Genomic DNA, 19,891 nt, shown 5'->3' with positions numbered 1-19,891 from the left:
CTGTCCGGCCGGAACTATCCGGCGAGGTGCTGGAGCGCCTCCTGGCCGGCGTCGGCCTCCTCCTCGGGCTGCCGGGGCACGCTGTCCCAGCCGACGTCGACGAGTTCGCCGACGGTGGTACAGCCCCAGAACCGCGCGAGAGGCACCTTGACCTGAAGCACCTGCTCCACCCGCGAAACCACCTCGAGGAGGGCGAGGGAGTCGCAGCCGACCGCGAGGAGCTCGTCCTCGTCGGCGACCTCGTCCACCTCGGCGACTTCGGCGACGATCTGCCGTACGACCGATCCCACCTCGTCCTTCGTCGCACGGTGCGCCCCGCCGTGCTCCCCGGCCTCCTCCTTGCGCGCGAAGGTGAGGCGGATGCGCTCGACGCGCTCCTCCAGCGGGACGGTCGACACCACGCACTGGGCCTCGCCCAAGGCCAGGATCGAGCCCAGCAGTTCACCGCCCTGCTCGCGGCGGATCGCGGTACGGGCGGCGGCGGCGCCGATGCGCGCGCCACCGCTGTCGTCGAAGCGCCACGAATCCCAGTCGACACTGACCCAGGGGGCGCCGTGGGCCCGCCGCCAGTGGGCATAGCTGTCCAGGTAGCGGTTGGCCGCGGTGTAGACGCCGAACGCGATGCCTCCGAGCAGCGTGTCGAGGCTGGAGCAGACCAGGCAGAAGTCGAGCGGCTGGGCCCGAGTGGCGCGGTCGAGAGCGGCGATGCCCGGGACCTTGGGGCGCAGTGCGTCGATCGCCCGCTCGGTGGTCATCTCGGAGAGCAGCGAGAAGTTTCGGCCCTCTTCGATGCCGGCCGCGTGGACCATGCCGTTGACGGGCCCCCACTCCTCCGTGATCTGCTTGACGACCTGCTCGAGCTGGTGCTCGTCCGCCACGTCCGCGGCGAACACCCGGACCTCGGAGCCGAGTTCCTCCAGTGCGCGCACCGCCTGGTGCCGGCCGGCGTCTGCCGGGTCCAGGCCGCGACGCGAGACCAGGGCCAGCCGGACGCGGGTGGTCCGGGCGAACCGCTCGGCGATGGTGAGACCGATACGGCCGAGACCACCGGTGATCAGATACACGCCGTCGGTCTGGAGGGGAGCGGGCACACCGGGCTCGGCCGCGATCCGCTCCACCGTGCCCGTCAGGCGGTCACCGCCGCGGTAGACGACCTCGAGCTCGTCCTGGCCCGTGGACATCTCGGCCAGCAGCCGCGGGATCACCTCGGCGGGCGGACTGCCCACCGAGAAGTCGACGCAATGGCAGCTGATCCCGCTGTGCTCCTGCGGGATGACCCGGCACAGACCGATCAGCGCCGAGGCCTCCAGGTCCAGCGTGGTCGCCTCGCCCTGAGCGGGCTGGGCGTTCTCGGTCACGACCCAGATCTCGGGCGTCTGCGCCGCACCGGCGAGCGCCTGAACCAGGCTGAGCATACTGAGCGCGCCGAGCCGGATGGCCTCGTGCTGCCCGGCGGCCCGGCCACCGTACGAACTCAGCCGCACGACCTTGCGGATGGGTCCGCCCTCGGCGACCGCCCATTCCACCAGGCGGACCGCGTCCTCGGCGTCCGCCGGCCGGATGCGGACGTGGCGCCGTTCCCGATCCGCCTCGAACTCGGTTCCCGGCTCGACCAGGACGCAGGTCAGGCCGGCGGCGTCGAGCTCCTCGCGGACGGACTCGGTCATCGGGCGGCCGTCACCGATCACCAGGGCCGTGCCGTCGGTGTCCTGCAGGTCTCCCCGGTGGTACGGACGGGGGAGCGAGGTCCTCGTCCACACCGGCCGGTACAGCCATTCGGCCAGCGGCGCCTGCTGCTCGGGCTCCAGCAGTGCGCCTCCGGCGCTCTCCGCCGCCGAAGGCTCGATCCACAGGCGTTCGCCTTGCCAGGGGTAGGTGGGCAGGGAGACGCGGCGGGGCTCGCGGCCCTCGAACTGGGCCGCCCAGTCCGGATTCCCCCCGGCAGCCCACTCGCGCGCGATGTCCGCGGCGGTGCCTGCCTGGCCGGCGGCGGCTTCGGCCCCGGGTGCGGAGAGGGCCTGCTCCAGCTCCGCGGTAGAAGCCACCACCGCGGCCCACCGGTGGGCCAGCGGCCGGCGACCGGCGGCCAGGGTGAAGGCGAGGTCGCCCGGGCTGGTCTCCGGCCGGGCAGCGACGAATTCCCGCAGCCGCTCCCTGACCTGCGCCAGCGCTTCCCCGGTCCGTCCGGACAGCAGGACCGCGTACGGGCCGTCGGCGGCGGCCCCGTCGGTGGCCGGCTGTGGCTCGGGGGCCTGCTCCAGCACGAAGTGGGCATTGGTGCCGCCCATGCCGAAGCAGCTCACACCGGCCCGCCTGATCTCCGCCTCCCACGGCCTGAGCTCGCGGTTGATGTAGAAGGGGGTCGCGTCGAGGTCGATGTCCGGGTTGAGTTCGTCGATCACGGCCATCGGCGGGATCTCACCGTGCTTGAGGCACAGGATCGCCTTGAGGAGCCCGGCGATGCCGGAGGCGAAGCAGAGATGGCCGATGTTCGCCTTCACCGACCCCAGCGCGACGTACCCGGTCTTCGAGGTGAGGGACTGGTAGGCGCGGGTGAGCCCCCGGACCTCGATGGGGTCGCCGACGAGCGTGCCGGTGCCGTGCCCCTCGATCAGACCGATGGACTCGGCCGGGACGCCGGACGCTTCCAGTGCGGTGCGGATCACCTTCGACTGGCCCAGGACGCTCGGTGCGGAGAAACCCGCTTTGGCGCGGCCGTCGTTGTTGACCGCACTGCCCTTGATCACGGCGTGGATCTGGTCGCCGTCGCGCTGCGCGTCCACGAGCCGGCGCAGCACCAGAACGCCGACGCCGTCTCCCTCGACGTAGCCGGAGCCCTTGCTGTCGTACGCACGGGTGCTGCCGTCCGCCGACAGGATGAACCCTTCCTGGTGCTCGTAGGCCAAGGTGTCGGCCGTCCCGATGCTGGCGGCGCCGACGAGCGCCATGCCTGCGCGGCCCTCGCGCAGCGCCTCGCAGGCCAGGTGCACGGCGACGGCGGCCGAGGAGCAGGCCGACTGGACGTTGACGCTCTCGCCGGTCAGGCCGAGCTTGTAGGAGATGCGGGTCGGCAGGGTGTCCGGGCCGTTGGAGAGCTGGATGAGCATCCGCTCCGCCGCCGAGCGGGGACCGAAGTCGCGTCCCTCGTAGTAGGTGTTGGGGCCGACGGAGGAGTAGACGGCGACGTCCTCCGCGATCCGGTACGGGTCGTAGCCCGCGTCCTCCATGGCGTTCCACGCGCACTGGAGCAGGTGCCGGTGCTGCGGATCGAGCACCTCGGCCTCGCGCTTGGGTATGCCGAAGAACTCGGCGTCGAAGTCCTTGACCCCACCCATGACTCCGCGGGCGTGCACCCAGCGGCGGCCGGTGTCCGCCTCCTCCACGACCCGGGGCGAACCATGGGTGATGGCCTCGCGGCCCTCGCGTACGAGGGACCAGAACGCGTCGACGTCGGGGGCCCCGGGCATGACCGCGGCCATGCCGACGACGGCGATGTCCGGGCGGCCGGTGTTCGGAAGAATGCTCACTGTTCTACACCTCGGAGTTGGCGATCGCGTCGGCCAGCAGCCGCACGGTGGGGTATTCGAACATCGACACGAGGGAGAGCCGGATGCCCAGCTCCTGCTGGATCCGCTGGTGGGCGTGTTTGATCGAGATCGACGTACCGCCCAGATCGAAGTAGTTGTCGTCGACGCCGACGGCGCGGGTCTTCAGCACGTCGGCCCAGATCGCGCTGAGCCTGCCCTCCACGTCCGTGTCCGCGGGGCGGAAGTCGACGCCCAGCTCCAGACGGGTGCCGTTCACCCCGTCGCGCAGCGCGGCGCGGTCGGCTTTGCCGTTGCCCGTCAGGGGGATCCGGTCCAGACGGAACAGCTCGGAGGGGATCATGTAGTCGGGCAGCCTCCGGGCAAGACGGCCGCGCAACTCGGCGACGGTGGGTGCCGCGCCGTCCGCGGGAACGACGTAGGCGGCCAGTACCCGCTCGGCACCCTGCTGCCTGTCCACCACCGCGGCCTGCTTCACTTCCGGCGCGTCCAGGAGTGCCGACTCGACCTCGGTCAGCTCGACCCGGTTCCCCCGGATCTTGACCTGGCTGTCGATGCGCCCGATCACCTGGACCAGGCCGCCGGGCAACACCCGTGCGAGGTCACCCGACTTGTACACCCGCTCGCCCGGCGCGCCGCCGAACGGGTGGGGGACGAAGGCCTTCTCCGTCAGGTCGGGGCGGCCGTGGTAGCCGCGCCCCAGGGCGTCGCCGCCGATGTACAGCTCGCCGAGTTCCCCTTCGGGCAGTTCCCTCCCCTCGGCGTCCACGACCCAGACCTCGGTACCGGGGAGCGGGGCGCCGACGGGCGGCGGCGCATGCACGAGGTCGACCTCTTCGAAGACACGGCAGCAGGTGAACACCCCGGCCTCGGTGGGCCCGTAGCCGTTGGAGAACCGGATGTCCGTCGTGCGCATCGCCCGGGCGAGGTGCGGTGTCGACACCACCTCGCCGCCCACGATGACCTGGCGCAGCCCGCTCCCCTCGAACAGGCCCTCGTCCACGATCTGGTTGAACACCGTCGGGGTGAGCCACAGCGCGGTGACCTCGTGAGCGCGTACGGCCTCCATGACCGACTCGGCCGACACCCGGGTGTCCGGGTGGAGCACGAGGTGCCCGCCGTTGGCGAGCGAGCCCCACACCTCCAGCACGTGGGCGTCGAACGAGAGCGGGCAGATCTGCAGGAAGGTCTCCCGCGGCCCGAAGTCGGCGTAGACGCCGGTGCGGACGATGCGGGCGGCGGCCCGATGCGGGACGGCGACGCCCTTGGGGGCGCCTGTGGTCCCCGAGGTGTAGATGACGTACGCGAGGTTCTCCGCCGTGGGCCGCGGACCGACGGGAGCGTCCTGCGCCGGGGACGCGTACTCGGCGTCCACCCGGACCCTCGCGCGGCCGAAACCGGCGAGCCGCTCGTGGGTCGCCGCCGAGGTGAGCACGGTCGCGGCCCCGGAGTCCGTGAGGATGTCCGCCACCCGCTCGGCGGGATCGTCCGTGCGCAGCGGTAGGTACGCGCCGCCGGCCTCCAGGATGCCCAGCATGCCGACGAGCATGTCGACGGACCGTTCGACGTGGAGGCCGACGACCACATCGGGGCCGACCCCCCGGTCCCGCAGGTGCGCCGCCAACCGGATTGCCCGGTGGTGCAGTTCGGCGTACGAGAGGGTCCGGTCGGCCTGCGTGATCGCCGGCGCCCCCGGAGTCGCCGCCGCGTGCGCGGCGAACATGTCGTTCAGGCAGCGTGTGGACGACCCGGTGTGCCGAACCGGCCGCTGGATGTCAACCATTGAACTCTTCCTGTCCAGGAGATCTCGTCACGGGCCTCTGTGGACGGGCCGGTGCCATGCACGCCGCTTCCGTCCACCGCGCGTACAGGTCCGCACCGACTGCCTGACGCGCCCCCTTTCGGAAGGCCCCCCGATCCAGGCAAGATCCAAACACGCCAGATCCGCGAAGACATTGGACCTACGTACACACCTGCGCATGACACAGGTCACCCAACAGACCGAGCCGGCCGCGGGCCTGCGCGAGGCCCTGGCCGGGGAGGCCGCCGAGGCCAATACGCTCAGCCGGGTGAGCCTCCGGGGCCGTGTCGGCGGGTTCGTGCGAAGCGCAGCAGGCGTGTGCTGCCGTAGCCGAGCAGCCAGGGCAGCACCGTGATGGCCCCGACGTACACGGCCAGGTAGCCGAGGAAGTCGTACAGATGCTCCGGCGCCTCCAAGGCGCCGTCGACCCGTACCGGGCGGTCCCATCGGCTCAGCGGGAAGGTCATGACGGACGCCGAGGTCAGCACCGGGACCAGGGGGACCAGCGCCGACCACAGCCGCGCGCGAGGGCCGGGCGCGGAGGCGCACCACGCCCCCAGGCCGGCCATGACGAACGGCCCGAACGGCACCCACAGCACCGCCGGGAACAGCAGCAGCACCCACCACTCGTCCGAGTACCCGAACATCATCGGCGCCACCCCCCGGTGTCTCACCCGCCCCTGACGGTCTCCTCCCCCACCGCGCCCCGGCGCGAACCCTTCGGAGTGGAGGTCGGCTGCGGTGGGTGGTTGCGGCGCCAGAAGGTGGGGAGCCACCAGCAGAGTGCCGAGCGGTCGTCGGGCCAGGGGACGCTTTCGTCCGCGTCCCAGTCCTCGAAGGAGTCGCGCGTCAGGTCGATGGGGCGCCAGGCGGGGTCGAGGGGTTCGTCCTCGGCCGGAGGGCGGACGTACTGCCGGCCGTGCTCGTCGCAGGCGCCGAAGGTGCGGTAGTTGAGCTGGGCCTCGATCAGGGAGACCCGGTTCGCGCCGACGGACGTGGTCGGCCAGCGGAACTGGATGCCGTCGTCCTCCCAGAAGCAGACGGGGCAGATCTCGTAGGAGCCGGGCATGGAGTCCAGCACGCGGTGCCCGCAGCAGGGACAGGGATGGCAGCAGTCGCTCACCTGAGTAGTGTTGTTGCAGGTGCGGGCTGTGCGCCAACGGGATTCGGCGGCCTAGGCCGTCTCTTTCGGATCTTGTCGGCCCGACAAGATCCGAAAGAGACGGCCTAGGCCAGGTGGTTCAGGAGCCAGGTGACCTGGGCGCCGGGGAAGAGCAGGCCGTTCGGGTCCGTGGGGGCCGCGGTGGTGTCGTCGAAGTCGGCGTCGCTCAGGGCGGCGGGGGCCTCGCCGATGGTCAGCTTGAGGCGCTTCGGGATCTGCGGCCAACTGGTGTGGTGGGCCGGGTCCGTGTGCTCCTCCGGGGAGGGCGCCGTTCCGTTGAAGGAGAAGTACGTCCCCGCCCGGTGGTTCTCCTGGCGGTACTCCATCCCGGCGAGGGCGTAGCGGACCGCCAGGGCTCCCCTGCCGATGCCGCCCACGGCGAAGGGGGCGTCGCCCGTCTGCTCGGCCGCCGTGCGGCGGAGGGCTTCCACGACCGTGTCCGCCAGGTCGGCCAGGGGGGCGGCGCCGTCGTTGAAGCCGAGCAGGATCAGGTCGTGGCCGCGGGCGCGCAGCGCTTCGCCGAACGAGTCCGTGGTGGAGTAGAGCCGGGCCCGGAGTGCGGCCAGGTCCGTCTCCCCCGGTCCTGCTTTGCTGGCCAGGACGAGCGGTTTGACGATGCCCCGGTCGCTCGAGGGGCGTATCCACGCGGTTCCGCCGTCGAGCTTCCACTCCTGGTCCGAAGCCGAGTCCGGGTTCGAGGCCGGGGTCGGAGTCGGGTTCGCGTTCACGTTCGGGTTCGGGTTCGGGTTCGGTGCCATGAGTCCTCCAGGGGCGGGTTCTTGATACGTGGTCGCCTCATGTCGGCGCTCCAGCCAAGAGAACCGGCACGGCCGTGGCGGGGGAAAGAGCGAAATCGCGCCGTCAGGCCGAGAGTCGATCATGTGCGGCCCTGCCCCCCGGCGCAGGACGTCTCGTACGAGAACGGCCCCGTACGTGCAGTCTGCGCCCGCGATCGGAGCCCGCCGACGGGGCCGCCGGCCCATCGGAACGGCCCTGCGCGTTTCGGTGTTTTCGGCCATGGTTCGCCACTCAACAATTTGTGTTGGGTGCGGTGAAGAACGACTCCGCCATTGCATTGCCGTTGCTCGATCCGACACCTCTTATGTGCCGGTGTACGCGTGCCGCCGCACCTCTCGGTTGTGATGTACGGTCGGCCGCTCTCCCTCAAGTCCCGCAGTTCCCGGGCGATACGGGAGACACCGCGGGCGCCCTTCGTTTCGGTGGGGATCACCTTCCGGTTCGCGGATCCGGTTGTGCGGACCCTTCGGCCGCTCGCGTTACGGCGACGTCATCAACACAGCGCCACCGCACCCTTTTGTCCACCTCACAATGCGGGGCAATAGCGATGAGAACGCCTCCGTCTCGGATCCCGTACTCCGACCCCCGATCCCGATGAGATGTTGATATATGGGGGCAAAGCCTTACATTCGCGTAGCGCCAATCAACCTGGGCCCCCTCTGCCGGCGAGTCCTTCCCGGGGCGGACGGATGTGAGAGATCGCCGCTCCTCTCGTGAAGAACTCCTTAACGGACGGGTGGCGCGGGGTGTGCCCGACGGCCGATGCGGAGGGATCGAAAGGCCATGTCAACCCCCGCCAGTGACACTCCGGTTGGGTGGATGGGGTGCCAAAGCGGGCGTCCGGGGAGGCGAAGATCCGGTGATAGCATCCCGGCATCTGTGATCTTGATTCATTTGACGCAGATGCTGATTTGGATCGGCGGCATGATCACCGCGCAACACCGGGTGAACCGTGCCGATCAGCTGTGTTGCGGGGCCTCGCGAGGTGTATCTGCAGCCGTCCGCATGGCACGCGCCGGGAAAGGTTTCCATGAATCGAGACGCACTTGTGTGGTGCCTGGTTGCGGTGGCGGCGATAGCCGTGGTCGCGGTCGTGGCACTCGTCGCCCGCAACAGAGCACTGGGGGCGAAGAAGGAACACACCGAGGCCGAACTCAGGCACCAACTGCTCGCGGCGGACAGCCACCTGCACGCATCGCGCGCCGAACTGCACAGGTTCCGGAGCGAGCAGGACGCCACGCTCCGCGAAGCCAAGGAAGCCGCGGAGGAGAACACCAAGGCGGTCCTCAAGGGTGCCGCCAGCCTCCTGCAGAGCCTCGCCGCCGAGCAGACGACCCTCCTGGACGGCATCCAGCGCAAGTACGGCGGACACACCGTCCTGAGCGACCTGTTGGACGTCAACCACGCCAACGCCCAGATGGCGCGCAAGGCTCAGGGCATCGCCGTCATGTGCGGTGCGCCGCTCGGCCGCCGCAACAGGCCCGCCAGCGTCTACGACGTGGTGCGCAGCGCCCAGGGCCAGATCCGCAACTTCCACCGGGTCGCCATCATGCAGCAGACCAGTCTGGCCCTGAAGGCGTCCGCGGTCGCACCCGTCGCCCTCGCCGTGGCGGAGCTGCTCGACAACGCCGCCAGCTTCTCGCAGCACGACGCACCGATCGAGGTGACGTTCCAGCGCGTCCAGAACAACCTGTGCATCGTCATCGACGACGCCGGCGTCAGCATGAACGACGAAGAGCGGCAGCGGGCGACCGCGCTGCTCTCCGGCGAAGTCGCCCCCCGTCTCTCGCAGCTCGGGACCCAGCCGAAGTTCGGCTTCCCGGTCATCGGCCTGATCGCGCGTCAGCACGGTTTCAAGGTCGACGTCACCGGAGTCTCCCGGTACGGCGGCGTCCGGGCCGTCGTCCTCCTGCCCGAGGAGCTGTGGACCATGGAAGAGATTCCGCCCGTCCAGGAGGCCCCGGTCAGCGAGATCCGGCGGGTCGCCGAGAACCGGCCGCCGCAGAGCGCGACCTCGCACGGCACGACGCCGCAGAGCACCGTGCCGCACAGCGCGACCTCGCGCACGATGCACGGGCTTCCCAAGCGCGGCGCGCGTCAGGCACCCATCGCGAGCGTCCCCGATCCCGACACCACCGCGCCGGCGCCACGGATCTCGGGAGAGACGGGCCGCGCCTCCGGGCGCAGCCTCGGCGCCTTCCAGCGCGGCACGCTCTCCGGCCGCAACCTTGACGCCACCTCGTTCGAAGGGCCCGAAGAGGCATGACCGCAGACCTGTCGTGGATGCTCGAGGACATCGTGCACAACGTGCCCCGTGCACGGCACGCCGTCCTGCTGTCCGCTGACGGCCTTCCTCGCGGCGCGACCGAAGGCCTGGCCGAGAAGGACGTACGCACCATCTCCGCGGCCATGGCCGGGATGCAGTCGCTCAGCCGGGCGACGGCCCACTTCGCCGGGCCGGAGGAGGACCGGCAGTGGAACCAGACCATCATCGAGTTCTCGCACGGCTGGAGCTTCCTGATCGGGGCGGGGCAAGGCTCCTACCTCGCCGCCGCGGCCGCGCCCGATGTGGACATGCAGCAGATCTCCTTCCGCATGCACCGCCTCGTCGCCCGGCTGGGCAACAACCTCACCTCGCCGCCCCGGGTGCACACCGAGGACGCCGGAGGGCCGCGCGGGAACGTACCCCGGCAGCCGGGACCGGGTGACTCGGGATTCGTACTCGGCGAGCTCGACCGGGTGATGTCGGAGGTGAAGGGTGCCCGCCACGCCGTGCTGCTGGGATCGGACGGCCTTCCCCGCGGGGCGACCAACGGGATGAGCCGCGACCTCGCGGACACGATCTCCGCGGCCATGACGGGCATCCACGCCTACAGCCGGGTCACTTCCCAGTTCGCGGGGGTCATCGAGGACGCGGAATGGCGTCAGACGGTCATCGAGTTCCAGCACGGCTGGATCTTCCTGATGGCGGCCGGCCCCGACGCCTTCCTGGCGGCCGCCGCCGAGCACGACTGCGACATCGAGCAGTTCACCACGCGTCTGCACGAGGTGGTTCCCAGACTGACCGCCACGGTGACACCGGGGAAGGTGGCTGGCCATGCCTGATGGTCTCGGACACGACGACGAGCTGGAGCTGACGTCTCCATTAGTCCCCCTCTTCGTGATCACGAACGGACGGGCGCTGCCCCCGGACCACGAGTACGAGCACACGACGCTCGTGACGGCGGCGGCGGAGATCGGACAGGTGGCGGCGCGCACGCTGTCTCCCGAAGCGGGGCGGGTCATGGACCTGGTCGCGAACGGCTTCCTGTCCGTGGCCGAGGTGGCGGGGCACACGCACCTGCCGCTGGGCGTCGTCCGCATCCTGCTGGCGCAGTTGGAGGAGGACGAGCTCATCCTCGCGAGGACACCGATACCGCGCGCCGAACGTGTCGACAGAGAACTGGTCAGCGCCGTGCTCGAAGGCCTGAAGAATCGATTCGGAGCGTAACGCGTGTACCTGGATCCAGATGTCTCCCATGCGGTGAAGATCCTCATCGTGGGGCATTTCGGGGTCGGCAAGACCACCTGCATCGGCAGTCTCTCGGAGATCGAGCCCCTGCGGACCGAGGAAGAGATCACCGAAGCCAGCGTGGGTTTCGATGATCTGTCGGGCACGCCCGACAAGACGACCACCACCGTCGCCATGGACTTCGGCCGGCTGACCCTGAGCGACACCCTGGTGCTCTACCTCTTCGGAACGCCCGGCCAGGAGCGCTTCAAGGAGATGTGGGAGGAGCTGTCCCGGGGTGCCCTGGGCGCGCTGGTCCTCGTCGACCCGGAGCGCCTGCACGAGTCCTTCCCCGTCCTGGACCTCGTCGAACGTTTCGGCCTGACGTACGCCATCGCCGTGAACCACTTCGAGGGCACCACGCACTACCCGCTCGACGAGGTGCACGAGGCCCTGAACCTCAGCGCCGAGACCCCTGTCGTGGAGTGCGACGTACGGGACGAGAAATCCTCCGCGCGGGCCCTCATCACCCTCGTGACCCACCTCATGTCCCAACTCGGCTAGGAGCGCAGGAATGCAACAGCCACGTGACCCGCACGAGATACCCCCCGGCTGCCCCGCGCACGGGAACGTCCAGATGTACGGCCCTTCGTTCGGAGCCGACCCCGACGGCCACTACGCCCAGCTGCGTGCCTACGGCCCCAGCGCGCCCGTGGACATCGCCCCCGACGTCCAGGTCGAGCTCGTCACGAGCTACGACGCCGCGCTGTACGTCCTGCAGAACCCCGCCTCCTTCGTGCGCGACTCCCGCCGCTGGAACGCCCTGAACGAGGGCCGCGTCCCGGCCGACAGCCCGGCGCTGCCCATGATGGGGTACCGCCCCAACGCGCTCTTCAGCGACGGTGCGGCGCATGCCCGGCTGCGCAGGGCCGTCACGGACAGTCTCGCCACGGTCAACGAGCACCAGCTCATCCGGCAGACGCAGCAGTCCGCCAACTACCTGATCAGTCAGTTCAGCACCGACATCCGCGGCCATGCGGAGCTGATGGCGGAGTACGCCCAGCCGCTGCCCCTGCTGGTGTTCAGCGAGCTGTTCGGCTGCCCGCCCGAGATCGGCGACCGCGTGATCGCCGGCATCAGCGGCATCTTCGAGGGGACCCCCGGGGCCGACGAGGTGCTGGGCGGGGCGCTCACCGAGCTGATCGCCCTCAAGCGGCGGCGGCCGACGGACGATCTGACGACGCGCCTGATGGAGCACTCGGCCGGGCTGACCGACGAAGAGGTGCTGCACCAGCTGGTCACCCTGCTCTCCGGCGGCACCGCGCCGCTGACCGCCGCCATCGGCACCAGCAGCGCGCTGTACCTCGGGGACGAGTGGCAGCTCAGTCTCCCGGTCGAGGACGCGGTCTCCCAGACCCTCTGGAACTTCGCGCCGATCTCCAACTACGCGGCCCACTACCCGACCCACGACGTCGAGATCGGCGGCCGGGTGATCCGGGCGAACGACCCGATCCTCGTCTCGTTCGCCGCAGCCAACACCGACCCGAAGCTGACCGAGCACCGCGAACAGCTCAGCGCCAAGGCGCATTTGGCGTTCGGAGCGGGCCCGCACGCCTGCCCCGCCAAGGACCCGGCCTTCATGATCGCCGTGACGGCCGTGGAGGCGCTGCTCAACCAGCTCCACGACGTCGAGCTGCGCGTCCCGTTCAAGGCGCTCACGTGGGCGCCGAGCCCGTGGAGCCGCTCGCTGGTCACCCTTCCGATCCGCTTCACCCCGAGGGCCGTTGCCCAGGGGGCCGGGTCGTCCGGTTCGGCCGGGTCGTCCGGGGCGCACACCTCGCACTCGTCGAACGCCGACCAGGCGGCCCAGCACCAGTCGGCCGCGCCCTCGCCCTCCGGTGCCGGACCCTCGCGTCCGCACGCCGGCGCCGCGCCGCAGCCCAAGGGCGGCCTGTTCAGCCGCTTCCTGGCCTGGACCAGGGGCGAATGAGGAACGTGTGATTCTGGTAACTCCCTGAGTACTGACCGGTAGTGGATGCGCTAACGATCATGCGGGTATGCATGGCGGCTGGTTCTCAGAAAGGAGCCGCCATATGGGCGTTGCCGTAACTCCTACGTACGACCGCCGGGCGTCCGCCTCCCTCTTCTCCCGTCTCCGGACGGCCAGAGGGCAGGCCGACCCCTTCCCGATCTACGACGAACTCCTCGCGCGCGGCGAGGTGGTGCCCGCCCCCTGGGGCGGTTTCGCCGTGACGGGGTTCGCCGCCTGCGACCAGATCCTGCGCAACCGGCAATGGCTCGAGCCCGACAAGGCGTGGCGGGAACGCCAGGGGCCCGGAACGCGCTGGAACGCTCCCTCCTCGCGCGAGATGGGCAACACCCTCGCCGCGCTCAACCCCCCGGACCACACCACGGTGCGACGGGCGGCCGGCTCGTTCGACCGGGGCACCGTGGAGCGCATAGGCCACACCGTGAAGCGGACCTCTGATCAGCTCCTCGACGCCTTCACCGAACGAATACGCACCGGCGAGGCGGACTTCTCGCAACTCGTCTGCGAGGAACTGCCGGTGGCCACCATAGGTGACTGGCTCGGACTTCCGCAGGCCGACTGGCCGCGGCTCCGAGAGCTGACGCACGACCAGGTCTTCACCCAGGAGCTGCTGCCGTCGGCCAGCCAACTGGCCCTGTCCGATGCGGCCACGGCGGAACTCCGTACGTATTTCATGGAATTGGTGCGCGATCGGCGTTCCCACCCCGGAGACGACCCCGTCACCCGGTGGATCCAGACCTGGGACGCGATCGAGCCCGACCGGGACAAGGCCGACGAGGCCGTCTACTTCCTGGTGCTGTTCGTCCTGCTGGCCGCCCTGGAGACCACCGCGACCCTCCTCTCCACGATGGCGCTGCGGCTCGTCGAAAGCCCGGACCGCTGGGCCATGGTCGCCGACAACCCCGACCTCGTGCCCGGGTTCGTCGAGGAGACCCTCCGCTACGACCCGCCCACCCACGTGATCAGCAGGGTCGCCTCGCAGGACTCCGTGCTCGGGGGCTTCGAGATCCGCCGCGACGAGATGGTCCACCTCATGATCGGAGCGGCGCACCGGGACCCGGCCAGGCACGTCGACCCGAGCCGGTTCGACCCCGAACGCGCCGCCGACCACCTCGCGTTCAGCGGCGGCATCCACTACTGCCTCGGCGCACCGCTGGCCCGCATCGAAGCCCAGACCCTGCTCCACCAGCTGGTCCGGCGCCTCCCCCGCCTCACCCTCGTACGCCCCCCGTCGATGGCGCCCCGCGTGGCGTTCCGACGACTCCTGAACCTGGACGTAGCAGTCGCATGACCGACCCGACCCCCATCTCCACCCTCTCCCCCGTCTCCACCCCCACCCCCACACAGGTGCGGACCGCTCCCAAGGCGATCAGCACCGAGCAGGACGGCCCCGTACTGCACGTCCGCCTCAACCCCTGGGGGCTGGACGACACCTTGGATTCCGCGGTCCTGGACGATCTCACCAGTTTGCTCGACGATCTCCACGAGAGACCCGACGTCCGGATCCTGACGCTGTCGTCATTGGGTACGGACTTCTGCCTGGGCGCCGACCGGGGCGAGTACCAGGAGGCGTTGGCCGCCGATCCGTCCGGAGTGGGCCTGCGGCGGATCGCCGACAAGGCACACCGCCTGTGCCAGGCCCTGGAGAACACCCACGCGGTCACCATCGCCCGGCTGCACGGACGGGTCATCGGCGCGGGGCTCGCCCTCGCCGCCTTCTGCGATCTGCGCGCCGGCGCCGACACCAGCCGCTTCCGCATGCCGGAGGTCGGCATAGGGCTGCCGCCGGCATGGGGCGGGGCGATGGGACGCCTGGTCTCCGAGGTCGGCGCATCCAGGATTCGCGAGCTGATGCTCACCTGCGACGTCTTCGATGCCGCCACGGCCCACCGCATCGGCCTGCTCCACCGGACCGCCCCGCTCGACCAGCTGGACAAGGTGATCGACGCCTGGACCAGACCGCTCGTCCGGCGCTCCCCCGAAGCGCTCGTCCTGACCAAACGCATGCTGGCAGGCTACGCACGGGCGGACCGGACGGCGGACGTCTCCCTGCTCGACTCCCACCTCCTGGCAGCCAGTCTCCAGCCGCACGCCAGGGGCTGATCCCACCGCGCGGCGAGGTACCTGACCACCCCCCTGCCGGGTCGGGCACCTCGCGGCAGCCGCGCGTTACGCACTGCCCTGCCCGATCTGTTCGAGGACCTCCGTGTAGACGGACCGTTTGTCGGGCCGGGCGTGGTCGGCGGCATGCCGGAGGGCCGGCACCGCCGGGGCGCCCATGACGACGAGCCCCTCGGCCGCAGCCCGGCGGACGACGGGGTGGGAGTGCTCCAGGAGGCCGGTCACCGCGGGGATCGCGGGGGCCCAGGTCGCGTGGCAGAGGGTACGGATCGCCGTGCGCACCAGGTCCGGCTGGGGGTCGTGCAGCAGGATCGAGGTGTGGTGGAGGTAGGTCTGACGGTCCAGCACGGCCCGTGAGGTCCGGTGGGCGTGCAGGCGGACCTTGGGCCTGGGGTGGTGCAGCAAGGTGCCGATCAGGTCCCGCAGGCCGGGGTCGGGGTCCGCGTCCGGGCCGCTGTGCTCCTCGGAAACTCGCGTGAGTGCTCGGCGTACCTGTGCGGGGTCGCCCGTGCGGGCCAGGTCCAACAGCTGCTGCCGGGAGGGGGGTTGGTACGCCGCCGTGGACGCGGCCGGGCCGCGGTCGCGGAGCGCCGCCAGCGCGTCGGCGTCCTGTCGCACGGTGTCCGGGCGGCGCAGCGGACCGTCCACGAGGTGCAGGGTGTCGGCGAGGCCGTCGCGTCCTTCGGCGCGCAGCCGCCGGCAGGTCCGCGTCAGCGCGGGCGTGCGCAGCAGGGGACGTCCGCCGAGCAGGTCGAGGAACCCCCAGGCGCCGGCGTCGAGGCGGTCCGCGAGCCGCTCCGCCAGCACGTCGGCGGGGACCCGGCCCAGTGCCTGCGCGGCCGCGGAGCTGCCGGACGGCGGATCGTGCTCCCACCATTCGAGCAGCAGCGGGACCAGCGGCTCCAGGGCCGACGGATCGAGCTCGCATGCGACGAGGGCGACCCTGTCGTGCAGGATGCCGTCCGCGCGGAGTTCCGCCTCGTCGATCACGCTCAGGGCGCGGGCCAGGCCTTCGCCGACGGGTACGTCGACGCCGCCCCGGAGGTACGCGCGGAGCACGGGGAGAGCGCACTCGAGTTCGGGCCATGCGCGGAGCGCGAGGGCCGCGGTGTGCCGGCGGTCCGGCGCAGGTGCCTGCAGCATGGCCAGCAGACGGTCCCGCAATGCCGCCGAACGGGGCTGGTCGAGGTCGTCGATGCGCACGGTCCGCGGATGCGGCGCCTTGGCCCGGGCGGTTTCGGCGATGGTCCACGGGGGTGCGTCGAGGGGCTGGATCTCCGTCATCCAGTCGACGAGGGCGACGCGGACCTCGGGTCCGGCCGAGGCGTGGACGTCGATCAGCGCGGTCAGACGGTCCCGGGAGCCTTGGGCTTGGGCTTGGGCTTCGCCTTCACCTTGGCCTGGGACGCCCTCGTCATGGCGGCAGCGTCGGCGGAACTCCTCCAGGGCGCCCGGTGTGCGCACCGCGGCCTCCAGCTCGGCGCGCCAGGCTTCGGCTTCGGCCTGCGCGTCGGCCTCCGTGTTCGCGGGAGCGTGCGGGGCGGCGAACGCGTCCCTCAGCACAGCCGCCTCGGCCTGCCGCGGTCCGGCGCCCAACCGGGCGCAATCCATGGCCTGTTCGAGGTCGGCGCGGACCAGTACCGCGCCGAGGCTCCGCAGCAGCGTCAGTGTGGCCGGGCCGTCCGCGGGGGCGCCGGGCAGTGCGCGTACCGCCGCGGCGACGGCCTGCTTCTCGACCGCCGGCAGGGTCGGTGCGATCGCTTCGAGTACCGCCAGGAGGCCGTGCCGGTTTTCCGCCGGGGCCTCGGCGAGCCCGTCGAGCAGGACCGCGGTGGACCGGGCGAAGGCCGCCCGTTCCCCGGCCGTCCACGGCGCGGGGCAGAGCCGGAGCGTGAGCCGCAGGACGGCAGCTCGCTCGACGGGTTCGGAGGCGGCCAGGCGCAGCCAGTCCGGCAGCAGGTGCCGTAGCTCCCGCAGCCGGAAGTCGTGCAGCGGCTCGTGCCGCGCGGTGAGGCGCAGCGCGGTCGGGGCGTGCCAGCCCTCCGCCGCCAGCGCGTCGACGTCGCGTTGCGCTCCGGTGTCCGCCGCCGACCGGGAGACGGCGGCCGTGGTGATCCCGTGCCGGGCCAGGACCGTGGACAGGTCCTCGACCGTCCCGGAGGAGAGGCCGACGCGACCGCTCGCCACCAGGGCGAGCAGGGTCGGGGCGACCCGTGACGCCTGCTCGTCCAGGGCGAGGACCGAGCGCACCGGCAGAGCGCCGTCGAGGCCTGCCAGCAGTAGTTCGCGGGTACGGCCGTGGTCTCCGTGTTCGGCTGCGGCGAGGACGGTCGCCGGGTACGCCTCGCCGAGGACGGCGCGCAACGCCTCGACGAGGGTGCCGCGCAGGCCCGGATTGTCGTGGCGTCCGAGCCAGAAGAGCAGCGCCGGTACCGCCGCGGGCGTGCCCGCGCCGACCAGGACCTGCGCGGCGGTCTTCTTGACGTTCATGTTCGGGTGGCCGAGACATGCGGCGATCGCGGTGGCGGCCCAGCGGGCCCGTGCGTGGCCGAGGGCGAGCAGCGCCTGCCGGACGGTCTGGATGTCCTGGGCGGTGGTCAGCGTGATCAGCGTCGCCGACAGGGCCTGCGCATCGTCCCCGGTGGCCTCCCGGGCGAGCAGGGCGATCACGTGCTTGCGCACGTGACGGTCGCGGTGCCGCAGCAGGCGGTGCACCCGCGCACGGGTGCGCGCGTAGGGGGCTCGGAGCAGCAGTTCGAGCAGGACCGCCTGTTCGCCGCTCGACAGTCCGGGCCGGTCCAGCAGATCGAGCGCCAGGGTCGCGACGAGAGCGTGCCCCGCCTCGTGCGGGGTCTGCGCGTCGAGCAGGCAGGCCGGCCTGATGCGCCCCCGCTCGTGGAGCCGGCGGCCCAGGCCGTGTACGGCGTCCAGGATCTCCTGGGGTAGCACCGGCTCCCCGGGCTGCTGTCGGACCGGCTCCCACGACTGCTCCGCAGCCGGCGCTGCGGCCTGCTGTACGCCGTCGCCGAACGGGGCGGCTGCGCCCGGTTCCCGGGACGCCGCCAGCTCGGCCACGACGCGCAGCAGCAGGTCCGCGATGACCGGCAGCGTGCCCGCGCCGCCGTGTGCGGCCAGTCGGCACAGTGCGGCCACCGGCTGGTCCGGGTCCAGATGGGAGCTCAGGAGAGCCAGTTCCCGCTCGTCCGGACCGCCGAGGTCCGTCGCGATGCGCGTCGGCAGATCGGCGGGATCGAGGCGGACGAGAAGGGCGCGCCGCCCTGACGGATCGTCCGTCAGGTGCCACAGCACCTCGAGCGCGCGGTGACGTACGGCGCGCAGGTGCGGGGCGATCCCTCCCGCGCCCTCCTCGGCGACGAGCCCGAGCCCTTCCCTCAGCGCCGCCGTCGTCCGGTGCCCGCCGATGGCCTCCAGGGCCTCCAAGGCCGCTGCGGGAGCCGAGGGCAGGAGGGCGATCACGGCGTCTTCGGCATCCGCGTGCCGCAGCGCACGGATGGCGTCGAGGAACGGCCCCGGCGCGGAGGCCGAGGGGAGGACCCGGGTGACGGCGTCCCCGATCTCCAGGTCCGGCGCCCCCTGCCCGGCCAGGGCGACCAGCAGGGCGAGTCGGCGCGGCCAGCTCGGGTCGTCTGCGGCTGCGTCGGCCAGGACGCGGAGCGTCTCGTGGCGGCAGGTGAACAGGACCGTCGCGACCTCGTGGGGCGGAATCGAGTGATCGGCCAGCGCCAGGCCGATGACGGACGGGACGTGCGGGGCGTCCGGGAAGTGCCCGCGCCGGTGGAGCCCGCGCAGGCAGGTCACGGCGGGTGCTCCGAACAGCAGCGGATCCCGTGCCGCGATCGCCGTCAGTGCGCCGATGTCGCCGCGGTCCGCCAGGTCGCCGAGCCGTTCCATCGCGCGCCGGCGAAGGCCCGGCGGCAGATCCGGATCGTCGACGACCTGCCGGAGCAGGCCGCGGTGTCCGTGGTGGGCCGCGGCCGTGAGTGCGGCATCGGCGGTCCCGGGCCGTGTGCTCGCCGATGCGGCGGCGAGGAAGGGCGCCAGCCGGCCCGCCGGCAGGGGCTCCAACGCCGCCCAGGGCTCGGCGAGTTCCTCCAGTGCGGCGGCGACGACGGCCGGGCCGGCGCTGCCGAGGAGCCCGATCACGTGGGCGCGTACCCGTACGGGGGCCAGCAGGCCGGCGTGCAGTGCCTGCCGGGCCAGCCGCAGTCCCTCCCCCTGCACCACCGGGTCGCCGCTGGCCACCAGCTCGTTCACGAGCTGCTCGGGCCGGTGTGCTCCGGTGGCGGTCGTCTCCCGCAGGGCCTGGTAGAGCAGTTCGCCCGGGGGCTCCTTCCGGATCACCGCGGGCTCGTTCAGGATCTCGGCGCGCAGCCAGGCGATCCGTACCCGTACCGGCAGCCCGGCCGTACGCCACGACGGCCGGCGGTGCCCCCGGAGGTACGGGCCGAGTCGTTCGTGGAGCCGGGCCAGGAGGAGCGCCTCCTCCGGCGTGCCCTCCACCGATGCCGGCAGCAGCCCCGCCAGCTCGGCCATCTCGTGCTCGTCGCCCGTCCGGCCCGAGGTGACGCGCTCGGCGAGCAGGGCCAGTCCCAGGTACCGCAGCCGGGAATCCTCGTGCCGGACGAGGAGTCCGAAGGCGGCCGGCGGGCAGACCTGCGGGTCGAGGTGGCGGGCCGGCCAGTCGAGGTCGGCTCGACGCACGGCGTCGTGGAGGGGCTTGTCTGCCGGCGTCGTCATCTTCGGATGCTAACCAGGAGGTTCCCGGCGCCACCACCGCGTTTCCGTCCGCCCGGGCCGCCCGGGCCGTCCGGGCCGTCCGGGCCGTCCGGGCCGTCCGGGCCGTCCGGGCCGTCCGGGCCGTCCGGGCCGTCCGGGCCGTCCGCTCGGGCCCTCAGCCCGGGGG

Annotated in this window: 13 protein-coding genes; 7 read left to right on the top strand and 6 right to left on the bottom strand. The window is 71.7% G+C overall.

The genetic code is table 11. From position 1 onward, the window contains the following. Positions 1-14 precede the first annotated feature (14 nt). The 5 genes from ACFRU2_RS32670 to ACFRU2_RS32650 form a co-directional block, all read right to left on the bottom strand. Positions 15-3,527 carry an SDR family NAD(P)-dependent oxidoreductase gene (locus ACFRU2_RS32670; RefSeq protein WP_382979111.1) on the bottom strand — a complete coding sequence of 1,171 codons (3,513 nt, stop codon included), beginning with the start codon at positions 3,525-3,527 and terminating at the stop codon, positions 15-17. Between the two features lie 4 nt (positions 3,528-3,531). Then, entirely contained in the window at positions 3,532-5,328 is a 1,797-nt protein-coding gene (locus ACFRU2_RS32665) for a non-ribosomal peptide synthetase (RefSeq protein WP_382979109.1), read from the bottom strand. A gap of 278 nt (positions 5,329-5,606) precedes the next feature. Next, a complete protein-coding gene (locus ACFRU2_RS32660; protein ID WP_382979106.1) occupies positions 5,607-6,020 on the bottom strand; it encodes a hypothetical protein in 414 nt (137 codons plus the stop codon). Further along, the gene (locus ACFRU2_RS32655; protein WP_382979104.1) at positions 6,017-6,469 is read right to left on the bottom strand and encodes a CPCC family cysteine-rich protein; all 453 of its coding nucleotides are present in this window, start codon (positions 6,467-6,469) and stop codon (positions 6,017-6,019) included. Before ACFRU2_RS32655 ends, ACFRU2_RS32660 begins: the two co-directional genes overlap by 4 nt. Positions 6,470-6,573: 104 nt before the next feature. After that, a complete protein-coding gene (locus ACFRU2_RS32650) occupies positions 6,574-7,266 on the bottom strand; it encodes a hypothetical protein (RefSeq protein ID WP_382979102.1) in 693 nt (230 codons plus the stop codon). A gap of 1,070 nt (positions 7,267-8,336) precedes the next feature. On the opposite strand from ACFRU2_RS32650, the gene ACFRU2_RS32645 reads away from it, so the two are divergent. From ACFRU2_RS32645 to ACFRU2_RS32615, 7 genes are all read left to right on the top strand, one after another. After that, positions 8,337-9,572, top strand: coding sequence for an ATP-binding protein (locus tag ACFRU2_RS32645; protein ID WP_382979100.1), 1,236 nt, complete (start codon positions 8,337-8,339; stop codon positions 9,570-9,572). Then, entirely contained in the window at positions 9,569-10,411 is an 843-nt protein-coding gene (locus ACFRU2_RS32640; RefSeq protein WP_382979098.1) for a roadblock/LC7 domain-containing protein, read from the top strand. The genes ACFRU2_RS32645 and ACFRU2_RS32640 overlap by 4 nt, the downstream gene beginning before the upstream one ends. Beyond that, positions 10,404-10,796 carry a DUF742 domain-containing protein gene (locus ACFRU2_RS32635; protein ID WP_382979096.1) on the top strand — a complete coding sequence of 131 codons (393 nt, stop codon included), beginning with the start codon at positions 10,404-10,406 and terminating at the stop codon, positions 10,794-10,796. Before ACFRU2_RS32640 ends, ACFRU2_RS32635 begins: the two co-directional genes overlap by 8 nt. Before the next feature lie 3 nt (positions 10,797-10,799). Further along, the gene (locus tag ACFRU2_RS32630; protein ID WP_382979093.1) at positions 10,800-11,360 is read left to right on the top strand and encodes an ATP/GTP-binding protein; all 561 of its coding nucleotides are present in this window, start codon (positions 10,800-10,802) and stop codon (positions 11,358-11,360) included. Positions 11,361-11,370: 10 nt separating this feature from the next. Continuing rightward, entirely contained in the window at positions 11,371-12,786 is a 1,416-nt protein-coding gene (locus tag ACFRU2_RS32625) for a cytochrome P450 (protein ID WP_382979090.1), read from the top strand. A gap of 103 nt (positions 12,787-12,889) precedes the next feature. Then, on the top strand, positions 12,890-14,137 hold the full coding sequence (locus tag ACFRU2_RS32620; protein ID WP_382979088.1) for a cytochrome P450: 1,248 nt from the start codon (positions 12,890-12,892) through the stop codon (positions 14,135-14,137). After that, positions 14,134-14,949 carry an enoyl-CoA hydratase/isomerase family protein gene (locus ACFRU2_RS32615; protein ID WP_382979086.1) on the top strand — a complete coding sequence of 272 codons (816 nt, stop codon included), beginning with the start codon at positions 14,134-14,136 and terminating at the stop codon, positions 14,947-14,949. The genes ACFRU2_RS32620 and ACFRU2_RS32615 overlap by 4 nt, the downstream gene beginning before the upstream one ends. Before the next feature lie 66 nt (positions 14,950-15,015). On the opposite strand, the gene ACFRU2_RS32610 is transcribed toward ACFRU2_RS32615, so the two are convergent. Further along, positions 15,016-19,725: a HEAT repeat domain-containing protein gene (locus ACFRU2_RS32610; protein ID WP_382979084.1), complete on the bottom strand. Its 4,710-nt coding sequence runs from the start codon at positions 19,723-19,725 to the stop codon at positions 15,016-15,018. Positions 19,726-19,891: the final 166 nt, after the last annotated feature.

This window comes from Streptomyces sp. NPDC056883 (assembly GCF_042788835.1).
GTDB lineage: Bacteria > Actinomycetota > Actinomycetes > Streptomycetales > Streptomycetaceae > Streptomyces > Streptomyces stoeckheimensis.
This window is presented reverse-complemented; position numbering and strand designations above follow the sequence as displayed.